The sequence below is a fragment of the Massilia sp. TS11 genome (assembly GCF_022012445.1).
Taxonomy (GTDB): Bacteria; Pseudomonadota; Gammaproteobacteria; order Burkholderiales; family Burkholderiaceae_D; genus Telluria.
The window spans coordinates 1-22,863 of the sequence record NZ_JAKLTS010000023.1 but is presented as its reverse complement, the minus strand read 5'-3'; the positions used below and the strand labels follow the sequence as shown (position 1 = coordinate 22,863).

The window sequence follows — 22,863 nt, the reverse complement described above, 5'->3', positions numbered from 1 at the left end:
CGGGCTAAGCGGCCGTGTGCGGCTCCGCATCCGGCGGCGGCTGCAGGCTACGGCTGGCGCAGAGTAGATCGAACAGATCCGCCGTGGCCGGATTCACTGTCTGCGGCTGCGCTTGCGCGACCTGCACTGGCGCCGTTGCGGCATCGGGGGCAGCCTGCTGCTGCGGGTCCTTCTTGCCAGATTGCTTCATCGCCTGTTCCATCAGCTCACGGATCTTTTCCTCGTAGACCTTGCGCTTCTCCGGCGGCATGGCCGCCAGCTCCTCCTCCGTAATGCCCAACTTCTGCAGAATTTGCCAGCGAAGACGCTGGGCCGGCGTCATCTTCACGTAGGCCTCGAGTTCGCTCGCTGCGTCAATCTTGGCGGCACTTTCCTGCATGGCCGCGGCAAAGCCCTCGCCCGAGGACGTTTTCTTGTGACTGGCGGCGGCCAGGCCATCTTCCACGCCGCTGATGCGCTGCACTTGCATGTTCAACTCCACGTTGAGGATTTCACACGCGCGAGCTTAGCAGGGGGGATGAAAAAACAAAAGCCAGAACAGAGCTGCCATTTCCCCGCAATTCTCGGCTTTGCAGGCTTGTTGACGACAGTCAACGAGTTTTGCGACGGCAAAGGTAAGTTGGCGTACGCGGCACAACCTCCCCTTTTACCTGGACGCGACGATGGGAACACATTCGATAGAAGCCTTGGCGCATGCGCTGTCGATTTTCTCCGAGGCTGCCCAGGACAATCGTCTGCTGCGCCTGACCTTCCCCAGAGGCGACGGACCCAGCGCCGTGCTGCTGCCACAGACGCTGAGCGCGCATGAGGAAATATCGCGCTGCTTCCGTTATGAATGCGAACTGCTATCAGACGACGCGCGAATACCGCTCAAAGCCTTGATGGGACGCATGGCCACGATATCGCTGGTACGAGAGGACGGCAGCCTGCGCCACTTCAATGGCTATGTGACGGAATTCCAGTTCCTGCGCGCCGATGGCGGCTTCGCTTTCTATCGCATGGTGCTGGAGCCCTGGCTGGCCCTCGCACGGCTGCGCAAGGACAATGTCTCGTTCCTGGGCAAGACCGTCCGTACGATCACCGAAGAAACCTTTGCGCACTATGCACAGGCCGACTGGAAAATGCGACTCGTGGATGAGGACGCCAGGATCAGCTGTGCCAATCAGTACAACGAGACAGACTACAACCACTTGCACCGCCGCTGGGAAGCGCGCGGTTGGTATTACTGGTACGAACACCGCATCGACGGCCACACGCTGATGCTGGCAGATCAAAGTCTGCTATCCAACGCCATTGAGACGGACGACGACTGCTGCACCATCGAATTTCGCGATGCCAGCGGCGCGGCAGAGGCCGATGGCATCCGCGCATGGTCAGCTTTGCGCCGCCTGGGGCCGGGCGCGGTGACACTGGCCAGCATCGACTACAAGAATCCTGTCAGCCAGTGGGCGGAGTACGCAGCGCAGAGCGACCAAGGCGATGTCTATCAGCACGCGGTCTATGCGGATGCGGGCGCCGATGGCTTCAAAACCCATGACGAAGGCCGGCGCCGTGCCCAGCAAGACATGGAGGCGCTCGAGAAGGACAGACAATTCTTCCAGGCGCAAAGCAATCACCGTAATCTGACGCCAGGTCGCAGCTTCAAACTCGGTCGCCATTTCAGCGGCGAACAGCGGTCCTATCAGCCAGGTGAAGCGGCCCGCCCGAGCATCGCAGAGCGCGACTACCTGATCATCGCCATCGATCACGAGGTCAGCAATAACTACCAGACGGGCGCAGGTGAACGTGCACTTTACGACAACAGCTTCATCTGTGCCCGCAAAGACATACGCTGGCGCCCTGGCCTGCACTACAACAGCGAACCAGCAATTTACATGGGCATCCAGACGGCCGTGGTGGTCGGTCCCGAAGGCGCGCAAATCCACACCGACGAATTGGGCCGCATTAAGATCCAGTTCCATTGGGATCGCTTGGGTCAGCACAATCAGAACAGCTCGCCCTGGATTCGTGTGATGAGCCCCGCCGCTGGCAGCGCATTTGGGCAGATCCGTCTACCCCGCGTCGGTGAAGAAGTCGCCGTCATGTTCATGAACGGGAACATCGATCACCCGATCGTGATCGGCGCGCTGTACAACGCCGACAAGCTGCCGCCCTGGCCCCTGCCCCACACAGCGCCCCTGTCTGGCATCCGCAGTCGCGAACTGCATGGTGGCCGGCACAATCATGTGCTGTTTGATGACACACCTGCTCAAATCGGTGCCCAACTGAACAGCGACCATGCCGACAGCGCCTTGAACCTCGGCTATCTGACCACCCCGAGAAGTGAGCGCGAAGCCCTCCCCCGCGGCGAAGGCGCGGAACTGCGCAGCGAAGCGAGCATAGCTCTGCGCGCCAAGCAGGGAATGCTGATCAGTGCGTGGAAGAACCTGAGCCGAAAGCAGATGGATCGGCAGGCGTGCCTGAACCTGATGGAAGAATGCCTCGAACTCTTCCGCTCGCTTGGCGACTATGCAGGTGAGCATGGCGCAGTCGCCAATCAATTGGAGGACCAGCGCAAGTTATACAACAGCTGCAAAGCCTGGGAGAACGGTAGCAATGTGGCGCCCAAGGGTGAAGGGGGTGGCAAACCAATGATTGCGATTAGCGCCCCCGACGGAATCAGCATCACGTCCCAACAATCGCTGGTTTCTTATGCCGCCCGATCTATCGACACAGTCGCCCAATATCATCTGCAATTCGCAGCCGGCCAAAAATACGCACTTAATGCGGGCCAGGGTATTTCGATGTTTGCCCACAGCGGCGGACTGAAGGCAATTGCCCACCACGGCGAGCTGATTCTCCAGAGCCAGGCAGATGACACGCGGATCAATTCCGCGAAGTCCCTCTACCTGACTGCCTCAGACGGCCGACTGCGTGCAATGGCAAAGACCATCGAAATCATCGCCGAGGACGGCAGCTTCATCAAGGTCGGGGACGGCGGGATCACACTGGGTAGCAATCACGAATTGCAATTCAAAGCACCGGGATTTCGCTTCACGGATGCCGCCACGCTGGCTGCTGAACTGCCGACGTTCACGGGTCAGCGTGCGCAACGAAGAATTGCGACCTATTTCGATGATTCGGGCGAGGCTGTACCCGATGATCTGCGTCCCAACCCAGCGCCTAACCGCTCGCTCTATTTGACATTCAGCGATGGGAGCACCGAGAAGATTGAAACCGATGATCAGGCCCAGTCCCAACTGATCGAAAGAGACTGCGCGCTGTCGATTGTGTGCACGCACACACGGTCGAATGAGGACTAGGAGATCAGAGATGCCGTACCCGAAATTTCCGATAGACGCAGGGAGCGCGGAGACCGTCATGGTCGAAAGCGAGCGATCGCATAAAAAGGTGCTAGTCAGACGCAATCAACCCGGAAACATCATCATTGTCCACGGAGTCAATGACACGGGGACGAGCTATAACGCTATCGAACGCGGCGTGTTGCAGGGTCTGGCCGATCGCCTGCGGCGAGGCTTTCAGCCTGCGCGCTATCGGATGCCAACCGCTGAGGATGCGAATCATGTGATCGATGATCCGGATGCAGTTTTCTACCATCGGACGATCGACAAGACCACCAACAGTCCGATCATTCCCTTCTATTGGGGATTCCGCGAAACGAAGCGGTTAGCAAAAAACTTCAATGGACAAAACATTGATCGCTATGGTAATCGACTGGATAAAGATTTATCGAAAGAAGGTGGCCCCTTCGTAAACGCCACTAGCTCCATTGCGGATATGTGGAATCGCGGTGCATCGCCCTTTGCCGATCTTGCACAAGACCCTTTGCGTCCATTAAAGGGCGGCCCGGGTCGAATGTATATGGTGCTTGCCGCGGAAAGGCTTGCCGCCCTCATTGAAATGATTCGCGATTACGACAAGGACGACACGGTCTCGATCATTGGCCATAGCCAGGGCTGCATGATTTCGCTCCTGGCCCAAGCGCTACTATTGGACAGAAAGAAGCGCCCTGCCGACGCACTGATCCTGACCCATCCACCCTACAGCCTGGTGGATGAATGGACTGCCGCCGGCGCCTTCACACCGTCAGCTGGAGGGGAAGATGAACAGATGACGGCCGAGCTTTACGATCGGCTGTCAGGACGACAGACTTTTCATGCCAGGTTACAGACGCTGGTGAATATCGTTCGTGGGGTCAGGGAGAACGCGCATTCCGAGCCCGAATTCTCCTCTCTAACAAACCAGAAGAAACATCATGGCGCGGTTGGCGACGGCTGGTCAGCCGACGCAGACCGAGATAACCGCGGCTGCGTCTATCTGTATTTCTGCCCAGAAGACATGACGGTTGCACTCAAAAATGTACAGGGCATTGGTTGGCAGGGAGTCCCCGACTACCAAAGCGAAACACTGGTTGAAGCACGTCCGAGTAGAAATAGACTTGAGCCCACACAGATAGAGCGCTCCGTCACCAGATGGCGTACGCCACTCAAGGATTTGGGCGACAAATTCTATCAGCGCGTCTTCACAATGAAGCTCAGAGCCACCAGACCTGGAGCATCGCCTTCGCCAGTGCTGGTCGGAGTCGGCCCTGAAGATTTCCCGCTGAAATTGAAAGGTGAGGACGAGTTTGCCCACGTGCATCCAGCTAACCGAACTGCGCGCGCCGATTTGGAGGAAGCGTCTTGGCCAATTAATCGATATGAGACAACGCCGGGAGTTCAAAGACGCGGGATCAGGACAATTAATGCACCGCCATTAAAGAGGCCAGTTGTTCCTGACCTCAAGGGCGGCGAGATAAAAGGAAGAAGAGGACCCGAAGAATCTGTCGATCCAATCGACGCGGCAATCGCTGCATCAACCTTATTGGGATACGAGACCAAGCGCTTTCTATTTCCTGACCCGAAAAAACGAAAAGTTATCTTTCGGGAATCGGAGCCCCTCTCTCCAGCCGAACTCAAGGCACTGGAAGACCAACACAATAGAGAGCGCGACCCAGAGGGAAACAAGCCCGGACAACACCGCAGATTTTATAAGGGTTCAGTATCGTCGGAAGGGTTGTCAATATTGGTTGGCGAATGTGCTGACGAAGCTCGCCTTAGGTGGCAGAACCAGTCAGCGCCCAAGTCCTTCCATGGCTGCATTATTGGCAGTGAATATAACCACCGATTCGTAACTGCCTATGACATCGCGATCGGCCAAGGCAAAGCATCGAGCGACCCGAAGTTTTATGCGTATCTCTGTGCTGTCGCAGATTGGAGACTGAAAAGCGCCGAAAGAATTCAACTCCAGCGCCAAGGAATGCCAACACTGCAATCCTTCGAACACGAGTATTTCGACTTCCTTAGATCGGAGGATCCGACGAGGAAAGCCCTGATCTACGCTAACGTTCGCTACTACACGACTGGCGAACTGCCGAGTGATCTGCAACTTCCAACCAATTCGCTTCAGAAAATTGTCATTCTCGAATCGTCCAGCCGACAAGTTGCCGACACGTAGGCACGTAATTTTTCACAAAACTCGCCTCCACTCCCTTCTAATTGACACGATCCACTTTACAGGGGTGTTTGTATGAAATTCAACGAAAGCGGGTCATTTGAGTCGCTCTCGTGCCTTCGAAATAGGAGACTCAAATGGGCAATGCGAGAAAGTGGGTTTCAGCAACAGCCGTGTTTGCGCTAATGGCAATCGGACACGCACTGGGCGTTGATGGATTTGGAATCTCCGTATTTGAAGAAAAACGGGAATCCGGAAAAAGCGAATTCGGCGCGAAAGGACCGACGATGAGAAACTCAAACGAGTCGCAGCGCGAGTATGTTTTGGAAGTAATTAGTCTTGGAGTGACGATAGAAAAATATCGCCAGGACAAAGTCTGGGATGCTCTTACACGCGGCAGCGCGCATACAAGCATTCGCGAACAAGATCCGCAGAAATACCCTTGGACACGGATGGATAAGCTGGGTCTGAGCGGCGGCAGGATTAGTGATGCCATCGAGAACGCCGTCAAATTCACCCCTTATTTATGGAATGTCCCGTCAATGTATGCAGGCAGCACTCCCGCGAACCCGGATTTTCGAGCCAATGAATACGATGAGCCATTAGCAGGACCAATTTCAGGCGCAGAGCAAATGGGGTTGGCCTTCCACTTGATTGTGATAGGGCCATGGCGGGAAGCTGATTCACCTGATCAACTATTGGCGGACGTATTTGACTTCATGGACTCGCATCCGGACCTACCATACGTCATCGTATCCTCCGCTGACAGTACGAGTATGCGGGATCAATCGCGTCTACCAAGAACGCCAAGACTTATTGAAGAAGGATACAGTATTCCAAGTATGCCGGACTCAGCGGCGGCATTTGTCCTAGCAAGGCGCGAGCGAGTCGATCCAGTCCGCCCGTATGTCTGGGATGACCCACAGAATAATTACTGCAATGATCGTTTGCGAATGTTCTATTACGATGTCGCCGAAAAAGTGCCAAAGCTGATCTCAAGTACCTGGGCTGGGCGCAACCAACCTATGGTCAAAGAATGGCTGCCAGCGGCGGCAAAGTTTGCGCAGACCGCGCCTCGCGGCGGGCTGTTCAAGCCAGGGCCGCCTAAGGATTGGAAGCCAACTCCCTGGTTTCCGATTCCTTGGACACGCGAACAACTCAGTGCCTTCGATCGCCTTCCCACGCTCGGCTATCTGCATCGGCCCGTTTTCGTGAAATACCAGGATGCGCAGGGAAAAGCCGTCCACCACATAGACGACCGGGCCAAATTATTGAATCAAGGCTGGCAGCAAGCCTTGCTCACCCTGCCCGAATCGGAAAGAAAGCATGGTCCTGCGCGTGTCATTGCCGCGACCGGCGAGAAGAAGGATGGGAGCATCCTGCTCCATCGGCTGCTGCACGACTACGCGCAAAGCGGCGGCCCTGCCATCGACACCTCTAAGACCTCCCAATTCATCGATATGCAGGACCGCATCGGCAATACCGGCGCTGCGACATTCTTTGTTGGCGCAGCGATTGGCGTTCTTGGTAGCGTGAAGGAAGGCGGCGTGTCCGCTGTAATCAATCTGCGCGACCCGGATGGTGCCAGCATTGTTTTCATCAGCCCGCCGAATGATGCCAATCGCAAGCGCGCCGATCTGACCAATCGCGTTATGCCGGCCATTAACCTCGACGATTACGCACATCCCTGAATGAAAACGCTAATGCCCTCACATCAGTCCCAGACTCTTTGCCTGCGCGCGAAGCTCGGCACGGAAATCCGGGTGGGCAATGGAGATCAACTCGGCGGCACGCTGGCGCAGCGTCTTACCACGCAATTGAGCGACGCCAAATTCCGTGACCACATAATTGACATCGTTTTTGCTGGTACTGACATGCGTGCCTGGACTCAGCACCGGCACAATGCGCGATAGCGTGTCGTTCTTCGCTGTCGATGGCAGGACGATAAACGCCTTGCCGCCCTCGGAGCGATTGGCCGCCCGGACAAAATCGCTCTGGCCGCCGGTGCCGGAATACGGGGCGTGGGCCAGACTTTCGGAGCCGCACTGGCCGATCAGGTCAATCTGCAGGCTGGCATTGATCGCCACGAGTTTTGGCTGGCGGCCGGCCAGGTAAGGGTCATTCGTGTAATCCGACGGATGCATTTCCAGATTCGGATTGCGATTCATAAACTGGTAGAGCCGCGCCGAACCGAGGGCAAAGGTGCCAATAATGCGGCCCACATCAAACTGCTTGCGGCTGCCATCCACGGCTCCGGCTTCCACCAGCGACAGAATGCCATCACCGATCATTTCCGAGTGGATGCCCAAATTGCGTTTGCCACGCAATTGCATAACGACGGCATCCGGAATCCCGCCATAGCCGATTTGCAGCGTCGAGCCATCCTCGATCAGATCGGCCACATAGCTGCCAATTGCCTCCTGCACGGGCCCAATCACCGGCATGCCGACTTCGAGCACGGGTGCTTCACTTTCAACAATCGCACTCACCTGCGACACGTGAACATGGCACTTCCCAAATGTATAAGGCACATTCGGATTGACTTCCAAAATAATGGTACGCGCCATCTCGACAGCGGCCATCGTGTAATCAGCACCAAGACCCAAGGCGAAATAGCCGTTTTCGTCCATCGGCGAGGCAAGCGCAAAGACAACATCCGCCTTCACCTCGCGCCGCCGGATCAAGCTGGGGATTTCCGAAAAGTGCGAGGGAATGACGTCACACCAGCCCTGCTGGGCGCCGGTGCGCGAGGCCCCGCCAAGGAAGAAGGCCGAATGTCGGATATGGTCGACGGTTTCCGGATCAAAGTAGCCAAACTTCTTTACTGCCAAAATCTGGTGAATCGATACGCCATGCAGGCTCTTTCGGCGATCCGACAGCGCCGTCAGCAGCGCTGGCGGTTCGCCGGCGCCAGTCGGTACGACAATCGCATCACCATCACGCACGAGCGCGACAGCGGTTTCTGGATCACAGCGTTTGGAACGATAAATTTCTAAATGACTCATGTGTTCTCTGCTTTGTCTCTTTATATTTGGCGGAAATGTAGCCGGCATGCGCTATCAGGACTGCCTTGGCATGCTCTTCACTAGGGATTGGCGGACACACTCCCGGGACGCAGGCAATAAAAAGCCCGGTCAACTGAACCGGGCATATTGTTCACGATCCGCCTTACCGTGACCTGACGTGCAAATCAATTAAGTATTTACATTGCACTCAACCCGACCGCATCCCTGAGCCCTAGGTCATCGAGATTGAGTCGCAATTCTGGCTTGCGGCTGACGCCTGGCTGCGTCGTCAGAAATGTGTTCCAACCCAGGCGCTGTGATTTTCCCTGTAGTCGGCTCAGAACGATTGGACGAATACACGAAGGCCGCAGGTGTAATTTGGCCTCGAACGCTATTCCTGGCACCGCAAATAGCGCCATTAATGCCGAAAGCTGCGATAACGAATCGCCACCGGGGAAGAACGCGCGCATGTACCCCTCGTCGACCGGACCAATGTGTAACACGGCATTCGTATCGCAACGCCAGATTCTTTTCCCCAGCGGGACGCCGAATCCAAGCCGCAGCGGCCGGGCGCTGAAATCCGACCGCTGTGTTTCCGGAATTGGCACCCAGGTTCCGGCAAAGGACTCCACTGAGACGGTGACACCGAGCGATTCACTCAAGATGCGTTCCATGCTTGATTTCGATAATGGACGCGACCTGAGCTGCGCGGCATAGAAGGCCATGACTCGCATTGGCAACAAAGGCGATTTCGAACCGCCGCCATCATAACCAGCCAATGCGGCCAGCTTCGGCAGCAAAGAATCTATTCCCTGAATCTGCAGGCTATGTTCAACGCGGTACTTCCCTTGCGCCTCGTAGAAAAGACCAATCATCCGGTTGGATACCAGATTGACCAATTCATATTCCCCGGTGCCCCTCCCCTCGCGCTCAATTCCAAGCAGGCGCTCCGTATCGTGCAAGGGCAAGCTACCCATCACGCCCAGCAAACCGATGAAGGCGGGGGTGATGTGGAGCCCCTTGATAAAGCCTGTGGTTTCCGAATTGTCGAGCTCAATAACAAGACTCTGAATTTCACTCGCGGGAAAAGTCAGCGATAAGGAATTTCGAAACCGGATGACGCCGTCAAATGCCCTCTCATAAGGAACGCCACGTAAAGCCAGATGGCGCAGAAGGAGGCTAATAAGCTGGAAGAATGGATAGCGGTACGGCGCCAATTCCAGCCGGCTGATCAGAGAAGGCTCTGCATTCCGGAGCGCGCTTGGCATCGGTAGACTTCCTTTCCTGTTTGGTGGGAAAGCAGGACCAGCTCGATAAAGGTATTGAGCGCCACTTTCTGAGCAAAGAAAAAGTCGAGGACCTGCGCAAAGAGGTGAATGCTGGTTCCGGCAAACGCTTCTTCATCGACCGTTACACGCACCTCCACGCCAAAAACCAGTACCGCATTGCCCTTAAATCGCATCCACGTGCTGCTCGGCGAAGCATGCAGACTTCGGATGCCGCCAATAATGCGGCGAGAGATGCTCGACTGGGCGATGTCATACAAACTCAGTATCTCGCGCAATCCCTCGACACCGGCTTGCATCAGGGTCTGGTGCGTGCAGGATAAATGCGAAATCAATCGCCAATGCGAATCGCCAGAATGGGCGAATCGCGCCGCCTTGGCGGGCCGGCGAATCAATCGAATCTGATCCGGGCCTTTTGTTCCGGGAATGAACAGATCCCCTTCCGGCGCGCCGCACTGCATGTCGCTGGGCAGATCACGATTCGTACAACTGAGCTCGACGGAAAGAACATGGCTTTCAAATTCAAGCGGTTCGCCCTCCAGCCCGACAAGAGAAAGTGATGTCTCGTGACCGGGGCTGCATACGCGCAGCGCATCGTCGTGCCGCATTAGCCAATAGTGCCCCTTACCGTTGTTGCCGACACTATGGCTGTTTGCATAGAAAGGTAGAAACTCGACGACGGCATTGCCCTTTGCGTGCGTCGGCATCAGCGCGACCCGGTCGACGGAATAGATTTCATAGGCTTCCGGCCGTGCGTTATCGGCCAGGAGAGCGCAATCCGTCGCCCGCAGGTCGACAACACGCGGCACGCCCGGGCGCTTGAATAGATTTACCACAGGCGTGCATCCGAGCAGAAGATTCCTTGACGACAGCCCACTTAGCAAGCGCGCGCGCGGCGAATCGCCTCGAATGCCTTTCAAGATCAATCGCAGGCCAAGCTGTCCATTTACAGCAGCGTGCGTCCGAATCACCTCGCCGACATCGAGATCAAAGAAATTGAATTTCTCAGGATAGGCAAAGTACTCCGTTAAAAGACGATAGGCGATCTCGGATTTGGCCTCAAATGGAATTAAGGCATCCGATTCTTCAAAACCCACCGGCCTCAGTGGCACAGAGGAAAGCGCTCGCCACGGGCCATCGGGTTCCGTTTGCGCATAGACCTTCGCTACATTCATAAACAGCGCGTCACGCAGCGCGGCGGAAAACGAAGCATCGCCGTCGATAAAGAGGCGCGTCGCCCGCGCCTCCTCGGACACTTTCAGCAGCAGAGAGATGCTGGCATCAGCATCGTCCTCGATCGGCAAATCCGAGGGCATACCAAGATGGAATTCAGCGGCGAGAATCGAGATCGGGGATGGCGCAATTGAATACGCCGTCGTAAATGTGTAAGGCAGGCCTTGATGTGGCGTGGTATCCAGCCGCGTGCCGCGCGCAACAGCATGTGTGGCCCCAGCGCCGCCCTCTCCGACAAAACGTGCAATCGCACAGGACGGAAATGGCCGCAGATAATGAGGATATAGCTGATGGAGTAGCGCTTCCGTGAACTCGGGAACCGAATCATCGAGTCGCTGGGATATCCGTGCGCTCATCAGCGCCACCGCCTCGATCAGCCGCTCCACATGCGGGTCATCGCAGGCATCGCCATCCATCCTCAGTCTGGCGGCGATCTTCGGATAGCGTTCCGCGTACTCTCTACACAGAACACGCAAGCGCGCGAGCTCCCGCTCATACTGGCCTAAGAGTGCATCCATGGCGTCCCCTTACACCTGACGAAACGTCTCGATCGAATAACGCTGCAAGGACGGCTGGAATGTGGCATTGAATTGCATCCGCTCGGCCTCATGAAAGCCCTTCAACTCCGCCGTAATCACGAAGTCCATCCGATTGATGCCGCCCTTCTTCGGCTGCAGCGAGACCGACACCTTTCTCAACCTGGGCTCATGCCGCTCAATCGCCAGGCGCACCGCCTGGCAAATGGCACGCTGATCGGTGTCGCTGGTCAAACACTTGTTAGCGAAATCGATCAGGCCGTAATTCATGACAGAGGCGCCCACTTCCGGATAGTCGGCCAGGGCATCGGCAGAATAGGCCGAGCGGGTGTTAAGCAGCGCCTCGAGATCGGCCGTAATCCAGCGCCGCGAAGCCTCCAGATTCAAAGGCCGATCGTCAAGGCAGTCATCGCTGATTCGGTCAAACAGACCGCGTACAAATCTCGACATGGATGCGCCCCGCTTGAACGGTGTTGGCACTCAGGAGAGGTCATTATTGACGTCCAGAAATATCGAGAATTGCGCGACAACAAAAAAGCCCCGACATGCGGGGCTTTGTTTGCGGGGCGACTGGGCTCAAGGATTGGGCACGGTGCCGCACTGGGCGCTGGTCTGGGTCTTCTTCAGCTGCTTACCGGGAAGCGCGCCCGTGTACTTGCCGTTCTCAATCACGGCGACACCGTTGACGATCAGCGTTTGCACGCCGGCCGACAGTGCCGTCGGGTTGACATAGGTCGCGACGGCCTTGAACAGGTCCGGATCGAGAATCACGATATCGGCCGCCAGGCCGCTGCGCAAAAAGCCGCGCCCTTCCAGGCCGATGGCCTTGACCGTGTCGCCACTGCTGCGGGCGATGAAGCGGCCGATGCTCATATTGCCTTCGCGGACAAGATCATTCCAGGCCTTGGGGAAGGAGGCATACATGCGCGGATGGCCGGTGCTGCCATCCGAACCGGTGACCACCCAGTCCTTGTAGGCAAAGGCCTTGATGTTTTCTGCGCTCATGTTGAAGGACGCGAGATTGGCGTCGCCCTTGCGCAGAATGTCCATCGCCACCTTGGCCGGAGTCGACCCCGCTTCGCTCGCGAGCTGTGCCAGCGTCTTGCCAGCGGCCACGCCCGGATTGCCGATGATGCCAGTCACCAGCAGGCGATCAGCTCCGCCGCGATTGCCGATGTTGTCGTTGATCGCGGCTTCGATTTCGGCAGCCTTGGCCGGATCCGCCAGGCGACGGCGCATCGCTTCCATGCCCCCATCGACGGCGCTGCGCGGCAGCAAGGCGCTCGACACGCGCGTGCCCGAGGCGTCCCACGGATATTGGTCCGCCGTCACATTGCGCCCACTGGCGCGCGCCTTCTCGATGCGCTCGATCATCGCCTCGGCCTTGCCCCAGACGGCCGGACCAAGCGCCTTGATGTGCGCCACGTGCAGCGGCAGCCCGGCCTTTTCGGTGATCTCCAGCGCCTCGTCCAGCGCGCCGAGCACGCCGATTGAGGTGTTGCCTTCCACCCGCAGGTGGGTGTCGTAATAGCCGCCCATCTTGGCCGCTACGCTGGCCAAGGCGATCACTTCCGGTGTTGCCGCGAAACTTTGTGGGGCGTAGTACAGGCCCGTGGAGAAGCCGAGCGCACCGGCGCACATATCGCGCGCCACGGCCTGCTGCATTTGGGTCAGCTCGGCCGCGGTGGGCGCGCGGTCCACTTCGCCAATCACCTCGCGCCGGACGCGACCAAAGCCGCTCAGGAAAGCGTAATTGGTACCCGTGGGCGCGGTGGCGCGCGCAGGATCGGCCAGGCCATCGCCATCGTTACCAACGACGACCGTGGTGACGCCCTGGAAAGCCCAGGCCAGATTGGCGCGCTTGGCGGCCTCCGGTGCGGTGAGCGCCGCAGCCGCATGCGTATGCGGATCGACAAAGCCCGGTGCGACAATCATGCCGCGCGCATCGATCGTGCGGCGCGCGCTTGCCCGCTGCGACAGACCCTTGTCCACGGCAACGATACGATCGCCTTGGATGGCGATTTCCGCGCCCTCAAGCGCGCGGCCGTCGCCATCGAACACCCGGCCATTCACGATCAGCAGGTCATACATGGGCGGCGTGGCGGCCTGAGCGAAGCCAGCCATCACTGCCAGCGCACCAAGAAAGATGGACTTATTCATCGATTGCCAGCAGTGTCAGCATCATGGCCTCGGCACCGGCGCGGGCGTCGCGGCGGATTTCGGCCGGGTTGGTCTCGTCGCCCACTTCATAGGTCGCGGTCGGCATCTTGTAGGCCTCGTAGACCCAGGTCTTGGAGGTGGGCAAGCCACGGTTGTAGCCGGGGTCGATGCGCAGCTTCTTCTCCGGAATCATGGCCTGGAAAGTCGACAGCCACTTGGCCGTGAAACCGGCCGGGCTCGTCACCTGATCGTCGGTCAAGGTGTAGATCGTGTCGTGATGGGTCGAGTGGAAGTCGAAGAACAGGCGCAGGCGATGGCCATCGGGCTGGCTCAGGCTGGCCAGCAGATCACGCATCAGCTGGGTCTCGGGTTGGGTAAAGCCGCCCCAGTCGCGATTGAGGTCGAGCTCGCCCAGATTGTGGCGCCAATGCCCGCGCGCCACCCCATCGGGATTGAGCAGCGGCACGGCATCGGTGGCATAGCGCGTGCGATAGCGGCGCGCCAGACTGTCATCTTCGAGCAGACGTTCGATAAACGCCTGCATCGCAATCGCCCCGGTCGTTTCGGGCGGATGCTGGCGGCCGGTCAGCACCACATGGCGCACCGGCGACTCGCCCGGCTCGCGGATGGTGATCCGCTCGATCGGCCGGCCCTCGCGCGACTTGCCGAGCAGGCTGCGGCTGACGCTCGGCAGGGTCGACACACGGTCGAGCCAGGCCGCATGGTCTTTCGTCAGGAACAAGGGCTGCGCCGCCACTTGCACTTTGCCCTTCGGCAGATTCAGGCGCAGCGTCGCGTTCTGGATCGGTTTGCCGCCGCCCGAGGTCTTGCCCTTGGCGGTTTCCACGCTCACATCCTGCAGCGGCAGGGCCTGCCAGTCACCGCCATCGACGCGGAACTTGGGACGGTAACGGTGGCCGCAGCTCGCGTAGTCCAGCTCGATCGATACGGCCTGGCTCTGGCTGCTATTGAGCTCAAACGCGTACCACGGGCTGCAATTGGTGACCTTGCCATCTTCGGGCGCGATCGTCAGCTTGAACTGCCCGCGCTTGACGACCTCGCAACGCGCATACGCGGCCGCTTCAAAGTCACCGGAAATCGTGGTGACCTCGTCGCTGCAACTGCTTCGGACCGCGGCGGCTGCGGCGGCCAAGGCGGGCTGCGCCGTGATGGCGTAGCCGGCCATGGCCCCAAGGAAGGCCAGCGCACGAGCCACACTGGCGCCCTTGTGATTCCTGATCTGCATGCTAAAGCTCCCTTGGACGGCGCTTACAGCGTGCGCGACAGTTCGACGTAGATGAAGCGGCCGATGGCGTCATGCAGCGCGCCATTGAAGCCATAGTTCGACGAGGTGATCGGCGGCGCCTTGTCAAACAGGTTGCGCGCGCCGATGCGGAAGTCCGTACCGCCGAGCCAGGTGCCATCCTTGGCCATGCGCAGTTCGGCGTAGGCATTGGCCGTCGTCCAGCGCGGCACTTTGTAGTACTGACCGTTCACGAGGGCGCTGCCGGTGTCGTAGTAGGAACCGACGCTATTGACATTCATCCCCACGGTGACCGGACCCTGATTCCAGGTCAGGTTACCCGACACGCGCCAGCGCGGATTGGCGCCCTGCCCGATCAGATCGCCCGCCTGGGTGATCGCGATGCCAGTACCGAGCTTGCCGGCATTGTTGGCATCCATCAGCTGTTGCTGAACGTCCGAAGGCGACTGGTAGAACTTGACGAGCTTGGCCACACTGGCGCCAAAGCGGAAGCGGCCGGCCGTGGTGGTGCCGCTGTCGAAGTTGGCCGTCGCATCCCAGCCACGCATGGTGCGCGGGCCCAGGTTGAAGTAGTTGTCGTTGACGCGGTCGACCGTGCCAATCACCTGGGTGCCGACCGGCGCCTGACGCACCACGTTCGGGTTCGAGCTGCCGTTCAGGCGCAGGTAGTAGTCGTACAGCAGCTGGTTCTGACCGCCCAGGATGCCGATCACGCCATCCGACTTCAGTTGCCAGAAGTCGAAGGTGGCGCTCATCCACTTGAACGGCTGCAGCGCGAAGCCGGCCGTCATGTTTTCCGAGCTCTCGGGTTTCAGCTGATTATTCCCCGAGCGCACTTCGAGCGTCGACGTGCCCGCGCAGGTGACCGCGTTCAGACGGCAAGCGGCCCAGTCGGTACGGGTATTCGACACCGAAGTACCGTCGCTGTAGAACTGCGGCAGGTTCGGTGCGCGGAAGCTCTGCGACCACGAAGCGCGCATGCGCACGCCGCGCATCACTTCCCACAGCGCGGCCACCTTCGGCTTGGTCACGCTGCCGAAGTCCGAGTAATGCTCGGCACGGCCGGCGATCTGCAGGTCGAGCGAGTTGATCAGGGGGACGGCCATTTCCGGCGAGACCAGCGGCACGGCCAGTTCGGCGTAGGCGCCAATCACCGAGCGGTGCGCGCTTACGTCCGGCGATGCGCTCGCGCCCATGACGTCGGTGTCATAGGTCTTGCCGGTGACGGAGTCGGTGTACTTGGTGGTACCGTCGAGACGGGCATCGCGGTTATCGCTATAGGTTTCGCGGCGCCATTCGACACCGGCGGCCAGGCCCACATCGCCGCTCTTCAGATTGAACAGCTTGGGCGTCGAGAAACGCGCGTCCCAGGTTGCCAGGCTGGTTTCGCTGATACGGTGCACTTCCACCAGGAAGGGCTTGACCGACGAGGCCGGATTCGGCGTGCCGTCGCCCAGCGAGTAATCGCCCTGGGTGCCGCCATTGAAGGGGTTGTAGGCGTCCGGGGTGTTCAGCGCCAGCTGACGCTGGAACAGCGTGTTGCTGATGGCGTTGTGGGTGTTGTCATCAGTCCGGGCACGCGCATAGGACACCGCGCTTTCCCACTTGAATTTACCGAGGTCGCCGCGGATACCGAGCAGGCCGCGCGCCATATTGTCCGACACGGTGAAGGTGCGCGGGCCGGTATCGACCGGGCGGTAGCTGGTGATGCGGATCGGCAGGCCTTCCGCCGGCACACCGGTCAGATTGGGCAGACGATTCGGGCTGGTGCTGGGGCCGAACGGGTTCCAGTAGTTAGAAGCGGGAATCGTGATGACGGCGCTCGAAATCGGCGCCGACTGTTCGCGCTGACCGTCCAGTTTGGCATGGTAGTAATTGGCTTCGCCGAACATTTCGTTGTCGCCGATCGGCTGGCGGAAGCTGGCAAAACCATTGAAACGGTCAAGCCCGCCGCGGATCGAACGGTCCGGATTCTCATCGTAGCGCAGCGGACGGTCGGCCGTGCCGGTGATGCCGCCGCTACGCAGACACAGGTTGCCATTGATGACGCTGCTGGAGCAGCCGCCCGCCGTGTTGCTGGTCGGCTCGATGTGGAAAGCGCCCGAAGAGGTCAGCGTATTCGCGCCCTGACGCACCGTCGCCGTGGCGCCCGCGGCGTTGACCGCCGTGAAAGAACCCCAGGGCGAGCTGGTCGAGCGGTTATCGAAGCCCGTGTCGGTTTCCCAGTCGGTCCCGACCATCGTCGGCATGTGGTTTTCGCTGGAGGAGAACGCGCGTTCGCTGGCCATCAGCGCCGAGCGGTTCATGTAGCTGGCAAACATCTGGATATTGCCGCCGCCCTCGGTGTCCATGCCGGCCTTGATGGCCCCGGTTTTCTCTTCCGTGCCTTTGGCCGAGCCATAACGGCCCTGCAGTTTTACGCCCTTGAATTTGTTGTCGGTGATGACGTTGACCACGCCCGCGACTGCATCCGAGCCATACAGGGCGGCCGCGCCATCGCGCAGCACCTCGATCCGGCCGACGGCCCCCACCGGCAGCGAGTTCGTGTTGGCGGTCTGCACCGGCACCAGATTCTCGGTCTGCGCGCCCGGGGTCAGAATCAGACGGCGGTCGTTGACGAGCACCAGCGTATTGCCGGTGCCGACGCCACGAAGATTGATCGACGCATTGTCACCCCGCGCATCGTTGAGGTTACCCGTGGTACGCGCTTCCTGGAAGTTCACATCGCCAGCCTGGGGCAGCGAACGGAACAGATCATCGCCGGAGACACTGCCCACGGCAGAGATCTGGGTCGAGTCGATGACCGTCACCGGCAATGCTTCCTGAGACCTGGCGCCGACAATACGCGAGCCGGTGATCGTCACGTTTTGAATTTGCGCGCCAGAATCGCCGCCCGACTGCGGCGGCGTGGTTTGGGCCTGGGCCGGGTTGTCGACCGTGGACAGAACGGTCGAGGCGAGGATGGTGAAAGTCGCGGATCGAATCTTCTTCATAGCTGCCCCATAGTTATTGATCTGAATCAATTCTGCTCTAGCTCATAATCAATTTACATTTCCAATTTGATCATGAGACATAACCGGCTTTCATAGCTACAGAATTCTTCGTAGAAATTTTTCAGGGTTTCCCCTCTGTGAGAGGGGGAATTCCGCGCGTATTGACGGACAGATGAGGCAACGGAAGATCGTGTGGAATTCACGCAACGCAGCGCTTGCCAAACGAGATAGTGGCAGCGCGCGCTCGAATTGTTACATCGCGGTGTGAACTGGCGACAATCAGGAGAATGATTGCAACATTGGAAGGCGTATACTATTGCCTTCTTGAACGATACGAATCCCTCGCCGCTGATGCTTAAGGCTTATTTCAATTCCGCGTTTAGTCAGGCAGTGCCTGCCCCACAAGCAGCACAATTCCCCACCAGATTCTGGATCACGGTTTTTATTGGATTCTCAATGCTCGCGCTGGCCGTCATGTGGTCGCGTTGGGGCGGAACGGTGGAAGATTCCTTAGCGTACTTCAATACGGCACGCTTCTTTCGCGGTGAAATTCCGGCGACAGAATTGCGCGCCCCATTTCCATATCGAATTTTGGTGCCGAGCCTTGCGGCGTTTTTCCCGGGCGACGTTCGTAACAACTTTGCACTTCTGAATTGGCTGGCCGTGTCGGCGGCAGCCTTTGCCATCGCACTGTCGGCGGCCCGCATTGGCATGGACAAATCGCGAGCCCTACTGGCGGGGGGCCTGCTTATTCTTTCCGTCCCGACGTTTTGGTACGCACCTTATTTGCTCACCGACCCCGGTTCTGTGTGCGCGCGAGCCTTTTTTGTCCTCGGCGTCCTGTCGGGCCAGCCATGGCTGGCGGCAATTGCCGGTCTGGTGGGCACGCTCATTCGCGAAGAGAACATCCTGCTGCTCGTCTGGCTTGTGGCCATGCGGCGCATCGCCCTCCTGCCAGGAATCGCCGCATTAGGGGCCGCAGGCCTGTGCTTGGTTTCCATCCGCTGGTATTTGATTCCCGGCCTGCCGAGTTACACCTGGGTACCGCATTTCGCCGTTGTGCTGGCGGCGTTGGCCGACGTGCGCTCGCTGGCATCGATTGCCGCGGCTATTGGCGTCGTGTTCCCGCTTGCGCTGCTGGGCTGGCGCAAAGCACCGCCAGTACTCGCCCCGCTGAAGTCCCTCATCCTTCTGATGGCCCTGCCCCCGCTGTATGCCGCCCTGTGCGTGCGCGTTGACGGGCGTGCAGTGTGGGGGCTCTACCCGATGCTCATTCCATTTGCCATCAGCTATTTGCACCAGCGATCGACGGCTTCAAAGTAAATGCGACGGAACCGTTCCGGAGATCTGGACGGTTCCAGCTACTCTGAGGCAGTAAATAAGCAAGACTGTGCAGGCCTCAGTATGCTGGGGGGAGGTCAGACCCAGCCTCTAGCGCGTCCTGAATTCCTCGCCATGCCGGAAGCGGTGCAGGTGGCATCGGCAGCACCTTGTCTATTTGAGTCAAACGGAGGTCAGGATTGATTCCCAAGGCTTTCGCAATTTCCAAGTAGCGACTCGTTCGCTCAGAATCTGGGGCAAGATCAAGCTGACGGCGCGCTCTTTGCACTTCCACCCTTTGCTTCTTCCAGTCATCTTCGTCAAAGAGTATCCACAATGCGTTGGCGCAGTCCTCGCTACCAAATCGAACACCATCTTGATAGAACTTAAAAGCCTCCATGTGTTGCCTAAGCGCTTCTGCGTGCATGCCTAGCTTATATGCGGCCGTTCCATGGCCTTGCCTGAATGCGCACATCTGCATCGTTTCTTCCGCGTCCCAACGCTTGGCATCTCGATAGGCTTGCGCCAACGCCATCTGTGCCTCAGGACTCCCAAGTTCCGCAGCCTTCAGGTAATAGGCCCATGCTATTTTGAGTCCACCGGCACATCGCCGTATCCATGTTCGTACGCAACGCCCAGGTCATAAAAGCCCCATGCCTGGCCAGCGGCAACCGCGGCGCGATAAATCTCGACAGCCTTAGAGGCGTCTGGATCAAGGACCTTGTTCATCTCAAGTTGGCCGAGTCCGTTGATATAGAAATGGCTGAGAGTCGCGCGCGCCCCAATCGCCTCGCTGGGCAGCTAAGCTAACGTCGCGAAGGACGCTCGCGAGCTGATCCCTAGAAAGCAGATATTCGAAATTACTTCGCCACAGCTTCCTCGCCTTGACGTAAAGGCTATAGGCGTCAGGATCCCTCTGTTTCGGCATGGTCTCCTTCCAGCGTCCGCAAGTCGGAATCGGTCCATTCACATCGAATGCATACAGTCCCGGCGGCATCGTGTGCTGGGCAAGGTCGGCCAATTGTTGTCGGAGAAGATGTGCGCCCACAATCGCGACAATAGCGATGACGAGGAAGAATAATCTGCGGGAATAATTGGAGTACACGACTAGATTAAGCGTTGGCGAGTTTCGCTGCTGGCCCCCTTGATGGATCTGCGGCGATACCTGAACCATCCGTTAGCGAGAGTACTTCGGATACCACCGCAGAAAGTTGTCGCCAATCAACAGTCTCTTAATGGTCAGCCTTATAGCCAACTGCAATCATTGTTAGTGACATAGGAATCGCCAAAATGTGCAGTAGCCAAAGTACCGCGCGCTTCAGTAAGTGGGTGGTGCCTCTGACATTGGCTCCACCGCATCGTCAATTCCCCTCCATGCCGGCAGAGGTGCTGGCGGCATTGGCAAGAATTTGTCTATCTGTGCAAAGCGAAGATCAGGATCAACCTCTAGTGCAAGCGCAATTTCTCGATACCGTTTTCTTCGAGCAGAATCGGGAATTAACCCGAGCACCTTGCGCTCCAATTGAACTTCTGGACTCAGCCCTTTCCACGCACCCTCGTCAAAGAATATCCATAATGCGTTGGCACAGTCCTTATTACCGAACCGAACTCCGTCTTGATAGAACCTGAGCGCCTCCTCGTACCGCCTATGGACCTCGGCCTGCATGCCTAATGCTTCAGCTGCTGGGCCATGGCCCTGTTTGTAAGCGCACATTTGCATCAGCGTCGCCGCGTCCCAACGCTTCGCTTCCAGATAAGCCTGAGCCAAAGCCATCTGCGCTTCAGGACTCCCAAGTTCTGCTGCTTTCAGGTAATAGGCCCATGCAATCTTCGTATCCATGGTCAAATCGCCGTACCCGTATTCATAAGCAACTCCAAGGTTAAAGAAACCCCATGCTTGTCCCGCTGCAACAGCAGCACGATAGATCTCAACAGCCTTGAATGAGTCAGGTTCCAGAGTTTTGTTGACTTCAAGGTGCCCGAGCCCGTGAATATAGAAATCGCTGAGTGTCGCTTGCGCCCCCCAGTCGCCAAGCTGAGCCGCTGTCGACACATCACGAAGGACACTCGCGAGTGAGTCCTTTGAAAGAAGATATTCGAAGTTGCTATGCCACAGTCTTCTGGCACGCATGTAAATGTGATAAGCGTTAACATCCCGCTGCTTTGGCATTGTCTCCTTCCAGCGACCGCAGATCGGGAGCGGACGGTTCACATCGAACTCCGGCAATCCGGACGGCGTGGTGTGCATGGCACTGTACTCCAAATGTTGTCGGCCAAAATCTTTGCCAAGAATCGCACTGAAGACGAGGATGGTGACGGCAATCCAACGAGACGAGAAGGGCACCATGACTAAATATCCGGAGACCCGGGTTCCGCTCTTACAGTGAAAGAAACTACTTTTCCGTTGAATGCGGAAGGTGCATCGCCGATCATTCTTAACCGGTTTTCCTTCATTTTTTTACACCATTGGGCAAAGAATTCCCCCAAGTCTTCGAACTGTGGCGGACTGTCTTTGCCAGTGCACTGATGGAAGAGAACACGACGCAGTTCATAAGCGACGTCCTTGGCTTCACTGAGGACATTGAGCTCACCCTCCATCGCCATGTTCCACTTCCATCGAAGTACTGTGTCGCTATTTCAGTAGGAAACGGGGCCGTCACGCTCTAACTCAAGAGCGCTTTCGATCCCTTTCCACGTCGGTAGCGCGGCTGGCGGCATTGGCAGGACATTGTCAATTCTGGTCAAACGGAGGTCCGGATTAATTTCTAGCGCTTTGCCAATTTCCCAATATCGCTTCTCTCGTTCAGAATCGGGGGCGAGGTCAAGTTCTCTTCGTTCGCGTTGCGCCTCAACCTTCAGGTGACGCCAATCCATTTCGCCAAATAGAATTGCCAGTGCAATTGCTGAGCGATCATTGCCGAAGCGCACACCGTCTTGATAAAACTTGAAAGCCGCGACATGGCGCCTCTGAGTACGCGCATTCATGCCCAATTCCTCAGCCGCCGGACCATGGCCTTGTTTGTAAGCGCACATCTGCATCGTTTCTTCCGCGTTCCAACGCTTGGCATCTCGATAGGCTTGCGCCAACGCCATCTGCGCCTCTGGACTCCCAAGTTCCGCAGCCTTCAGGTAATAGGCCCATGCTATTTTTGAGTCCACCGGCACATCGCCGTACCCATGTTCGTACGCAACGCCCAGGTCATAAAAGCCCCATGCCTGGCCAGCGGCAACCGCGGCGCGATAAATCTCGACAGCCTTAGACGCGTCTGGCTCAAGGACCTTGTTCATCTCAAGTTGGCCGAGTCCGTTGATATAGAAATGGCTGAGAGTCGCGCGCGCGCCCCAATCACCGCGCTGGGCAGCTAAGCTAACGTCGCGAAGGACGCTCGCGAGCTGATCCCTAGAAAGCAGATATTCGAAATTACTTCGCCACAGATCCCTCGCCTTGATGTAAAACCTATAGGCGTCAGGATCCCTCTGTCTCGGCATGGTCTCCTTCCAACGTCCGCAAGTCGGAATCGGTCCATTCACATCAAATTCATACAAGCCCGGCGGCATCGTGTGCAGGGCAAG

At 58.1% G+C, this 22,863-nt stretch carries 16 protein-coding genes; 4 read left to right on the top strand and 12 right to left on the bottom strand.

Going from position 1 to position 22,863, the window contains the following annotated elements; genetic code table 11:
• Nucleotides 1–4 precede the first annotated feature (4 nt).
• Entirely contained in the window at nt 5–469 is a 465-nt protein-coding gene (locus LZ005_RS21150; protein WP_237810575.1) for a hypothetical protein, read from the bottom strand.
• 193 nt (nt 470–662) lie between these two features.
• Between LZ005_RS21150 and LZ005_RS21145 the strand changes: the two genes are divergently transcribed.
• From LZ005_RS21145 to LZ005_RS21135, 3 genes are all read left to right on the top strand, one after another.
• Complete coding sequence (locus LZ005_RS21145) at nt 663–3,302, top strand: type VI secretion system Vgr family protein (RefSeq protein WP_237810573.1); 2,640 nt, start codon at nt 663–665, stop codon at nt 3,300–3,302.
• 10 nt (nt 3,303–3,312) lie between these two features.
• Nucleotides 3,313–5,496, top strand: coding sequence for a DUF3274 domain-containing protein (locus LZ005_RS21140; RefSeq protein ID WP_237810571.1), 2,184 nt, complete (start codon nt 3,313–3,315; stop codon nt 5,494–5,496).
• A 134-nt stretch (nt 5,497–5,630) separates the two neighbouring features.
• Complete coding sequence (locus LZ005_RS21135) at nt 5,631–7,184, top strand: DUF2875 family protein (protein ID WP_237810569.1); 1,554 nt, start codon at nt 5,631–5,633, stop codon at nt 7,182–7,184.
• A gap of 18 nt (nt 7,185–7,202) precedes the next feature.
• Here the strand turns inward: LZ005_RS21135 and LZ005_RS21130 are convergent, their stop codons facing one another.
• From LZ005_RS21130 to LZ005_RS21100, 7 genes are all read right to left on the bottom strand, one after another.
• Nucleotides 7,203–8,498: an acetyl-CoA hydrolase/transferase family protein gene (locus LZ005_RS21130; RefSeq protein ID WP_237810567.1), complete on the bottom strand. Its 1,296-nt coding sequence runs from the start codon at nt 8,496–8,498 to the stop codon at nt 7,203–7,205.
• Between the two features lie 197 nt (nt 8,499–8,695).
• The gene (tssG, locus tag LZ005_RS21125; RefSeq protein ID WP_237810565.1) at nt 8,696–9,766 is read right to left on the bottom strand and encodes a type VI secretion system baseplate subunit TssG; all 1,071 of its coding nucleotides are present in this window, start codon (nt 9,764–9,766) and stop codon (nt 8,696–8,698) included.
• Entirely contained in the window at nt 9,730–11,535 is a 1,806-nt protein-coding gene (gene tssF / locus LZ005_RS21120) for a type VI secretion system baseplate subunit TssF (protein WP_237810557.1), read from the bottom strand. Before tssF ends, tssG begins: the two co-directional genes overlap by 37 nt.
• A 9-nt stretch (nt 11,536–11,544) precedes the next feature.
• Nucleotides 11,545–12,003 (bottom strand): type VI secretion system baseplate subunit TssE, encoded by a 459-nt coding sequence (gene tssE / locus LZ005_RS21115; protein WP_269106915.1) that lies wholly within the window; start codon nt 12,001–12,003, stop codon nt 11,545–11,547.
• Between the two features lie 126 nt (nt 12,004–12,129).
• Nucleotides 12,130–13,713 carry an amidohydrolase family protein gene (locus LZ005_RS21110; RefSeq protein WP_237810533.1) on the bottom strand — a complete coding sequence of 528 codons (1,584 nt, stop codon included), beginning with the start codon at nt 13,711–13,713 and terminating at the stop codon, nt 12,130–12,132.
• Nucleotides 13,706–14,959 carry a M14 family metallopeptidase gene (locus tag LZ005_RS21105; RefSeq protein ID WP_237810525.1) on the bottom strand — a complete coding sequence of 418 codons (1,254 nt, stop codon included), beginning with the start codon at nt 14,957–14,959 and terminating at the stop codon, nt 13,706–13,708. Before LZ005_RS21105 ends, LZ005_RS21110 begins: the two co-directional genes overlap by 8 nt.
• A 23-nt stretch (nt 14,960–14,982) precedes the next feature.
• A complete protein-coding gene (locus tag LZ005_RS21100; protein WP_237810523.1) occupies nt 14,983–17,970 on the bottom strand; it encodes a TonB-dependent receptor domain-containing protein in 2,988 nt (995 codons plus the stop codon).
• Nucleotides 17,971–18,261: 291 nt separating this feature from the next.
• On the opposite strand from LZ005_RS21100, the gene LZ005_RS21095 reads away from it, so the two are divergent.
• Entirely contained in the window at nt 18,262–19,293 is a 1,032-nt protein-coding gene (locus tag LZ005_RS21095) for a hypothetical protein (RefSeq protein ID WP_237810515.1), read from the top strand.
• 76 nt (nt 19,294–19,369) lie between these two features.
• Here LZ005_RS21095 and LZ005_RS21090 read toward each other — a convergent pair whose 3' ends face one another.
• The 4 genes from LZ005_RS21090 to LZ005_RS21075 form a co-directional block, all read right to left on the bottom strand.
• Nucleotides 19,370–19,825, bottom strand: coding sequence for a DUF6396 domain-containing protein (locus LZ005_RS21090; RefSeq protein ID WP_237810513.1), 456 nt, complete (start codon nt 19,823–19,825; stop codon nt 19,370–19,372).
• 783 nt (nt 19,826–20,608) lie between these two features.
• Nucleotides 20,609–21,637, bottom strand: a complete 1,029-nt coding sequence (locus tag LZ005_RS21085) for a tetratricopeptide repeat protein (protein WP_237810511.1) — start codon at nt 21,635–21,637, stop codon at nt 20,609–20,611.
• 2 nt (nt 21,638–21,639) lie between these two features.
• Entirely contained in the window at nt 21,640–21,894 is a 255-nt protein-coding gene (locus LZ005_RS21080) for a hypothetical protein (RefSeq protein WP_237810498.1), read from the bottom strand.
• Between the two features lie 33 nt (nt 21,895–21,927).
• A partial coding sequence (locus LZ005_RS21075; protein ID WP_237810497.1) for a tetratricopeptide repeat protein occupies nt 21,928–22,863 on the bottom strand: 936 nt, incomplete at its 5' end.

Coding starts and splice junctions, on each gene's coding strand:
- LZ005_RS21135 (WP_237810569.1), top strand. CDS start 5,631: ATGGGCAATGCGAGAAAGTGGGTTTCAGCAACAGCCGTGTTTGCGCTA.
- LZ005_RS21080 (WP_237810498.1), bottom strand. CDS start 21,894: ATGGCGATGGAGGGTGAGCTCAATGTCCTCAGTGAAGCCAAGGACGTC.
- LZ005_RS21085 (WP_237810511.1), bottom strand. CDS start 21,637: ATGGTGCCCTTCTCGTCTCGTTGGATTGCCGTCACCATCCTCGTCTTC.
- tssG (WP_237810565.1), bottom strand. CDS start 9,766: ATGCCAAGCGCGCTCCGGAATGCAGAGCCTTCTCTGATCAGCCGGCTG.
- LZ005_RS21150 (WP_237810575.1), bottom strand. CDS start 469: ATGCAAGTGCAGCGCATCAGCGGCGTGGAAGATGGCCTGGCCGCCGCC.
- LZ005_RS21130 (WP_237810567.1), bottom strand. CDS start 8,498: ATGAGTCATTTAGAAATTTATCGTTCCAAACGCTGTGATCCAGAAACC.
- LZ005_RS21140 (WP_237810571.1), top strand. CDS start 3,313: ATGCCGTACCCGAAATTTCCGATAGACGCAGGGAGCGCGGAGACCGTC.
- tssF (WP_237810557.1), bottom strand. CDS start 11,535: ATGGATGCACTCTTAGGCCAGTATGAGCGGGAGCTCGCGCGCTTGCGT.
- LZ005_RS21105 (WP_237810525.1), bottom strand. CDS start 14,959: ATGCAGATCAGGAATCACAAGGGCGCCAGTGTGGCTCGTGCGCTGGCC.
- tssE (WP_269106915.1), bottom strand. CDS start 12,003: ATGTCGAGATTTGTACGCGGTCTGTTTGACCGAATCAGCGATGACTGC.
- LZ005_RS21145 (WP_237810573.1), top strand. CDS start 663: ATGGGAACACATTCGATAGAAGCCTTGGCGCATGCGCTGTCGATTTTC.
- LZ005_RS21100 (WP_237810523.1), bottom strand. CDS start 17,970: ATGAAGAAGATTCGATCCGCGACTTTCACCATCCTCGCCTCGACCGTT.
- LZ005_RS21110 (WP_237810533.1), bottom strand. CDS start 13,713: ATGAATAAGTCCATCTTTCTTGGTGCGCTGGCAGTGATGGCTGGCTTC.
- LZ005_RS21090 (WP_237810513.1), bottom strand. CDS start 19,825: ATGGCGTTGGCGCAAGCCTATCGAGATGCCAAGCGTTGGGACGCGGAA.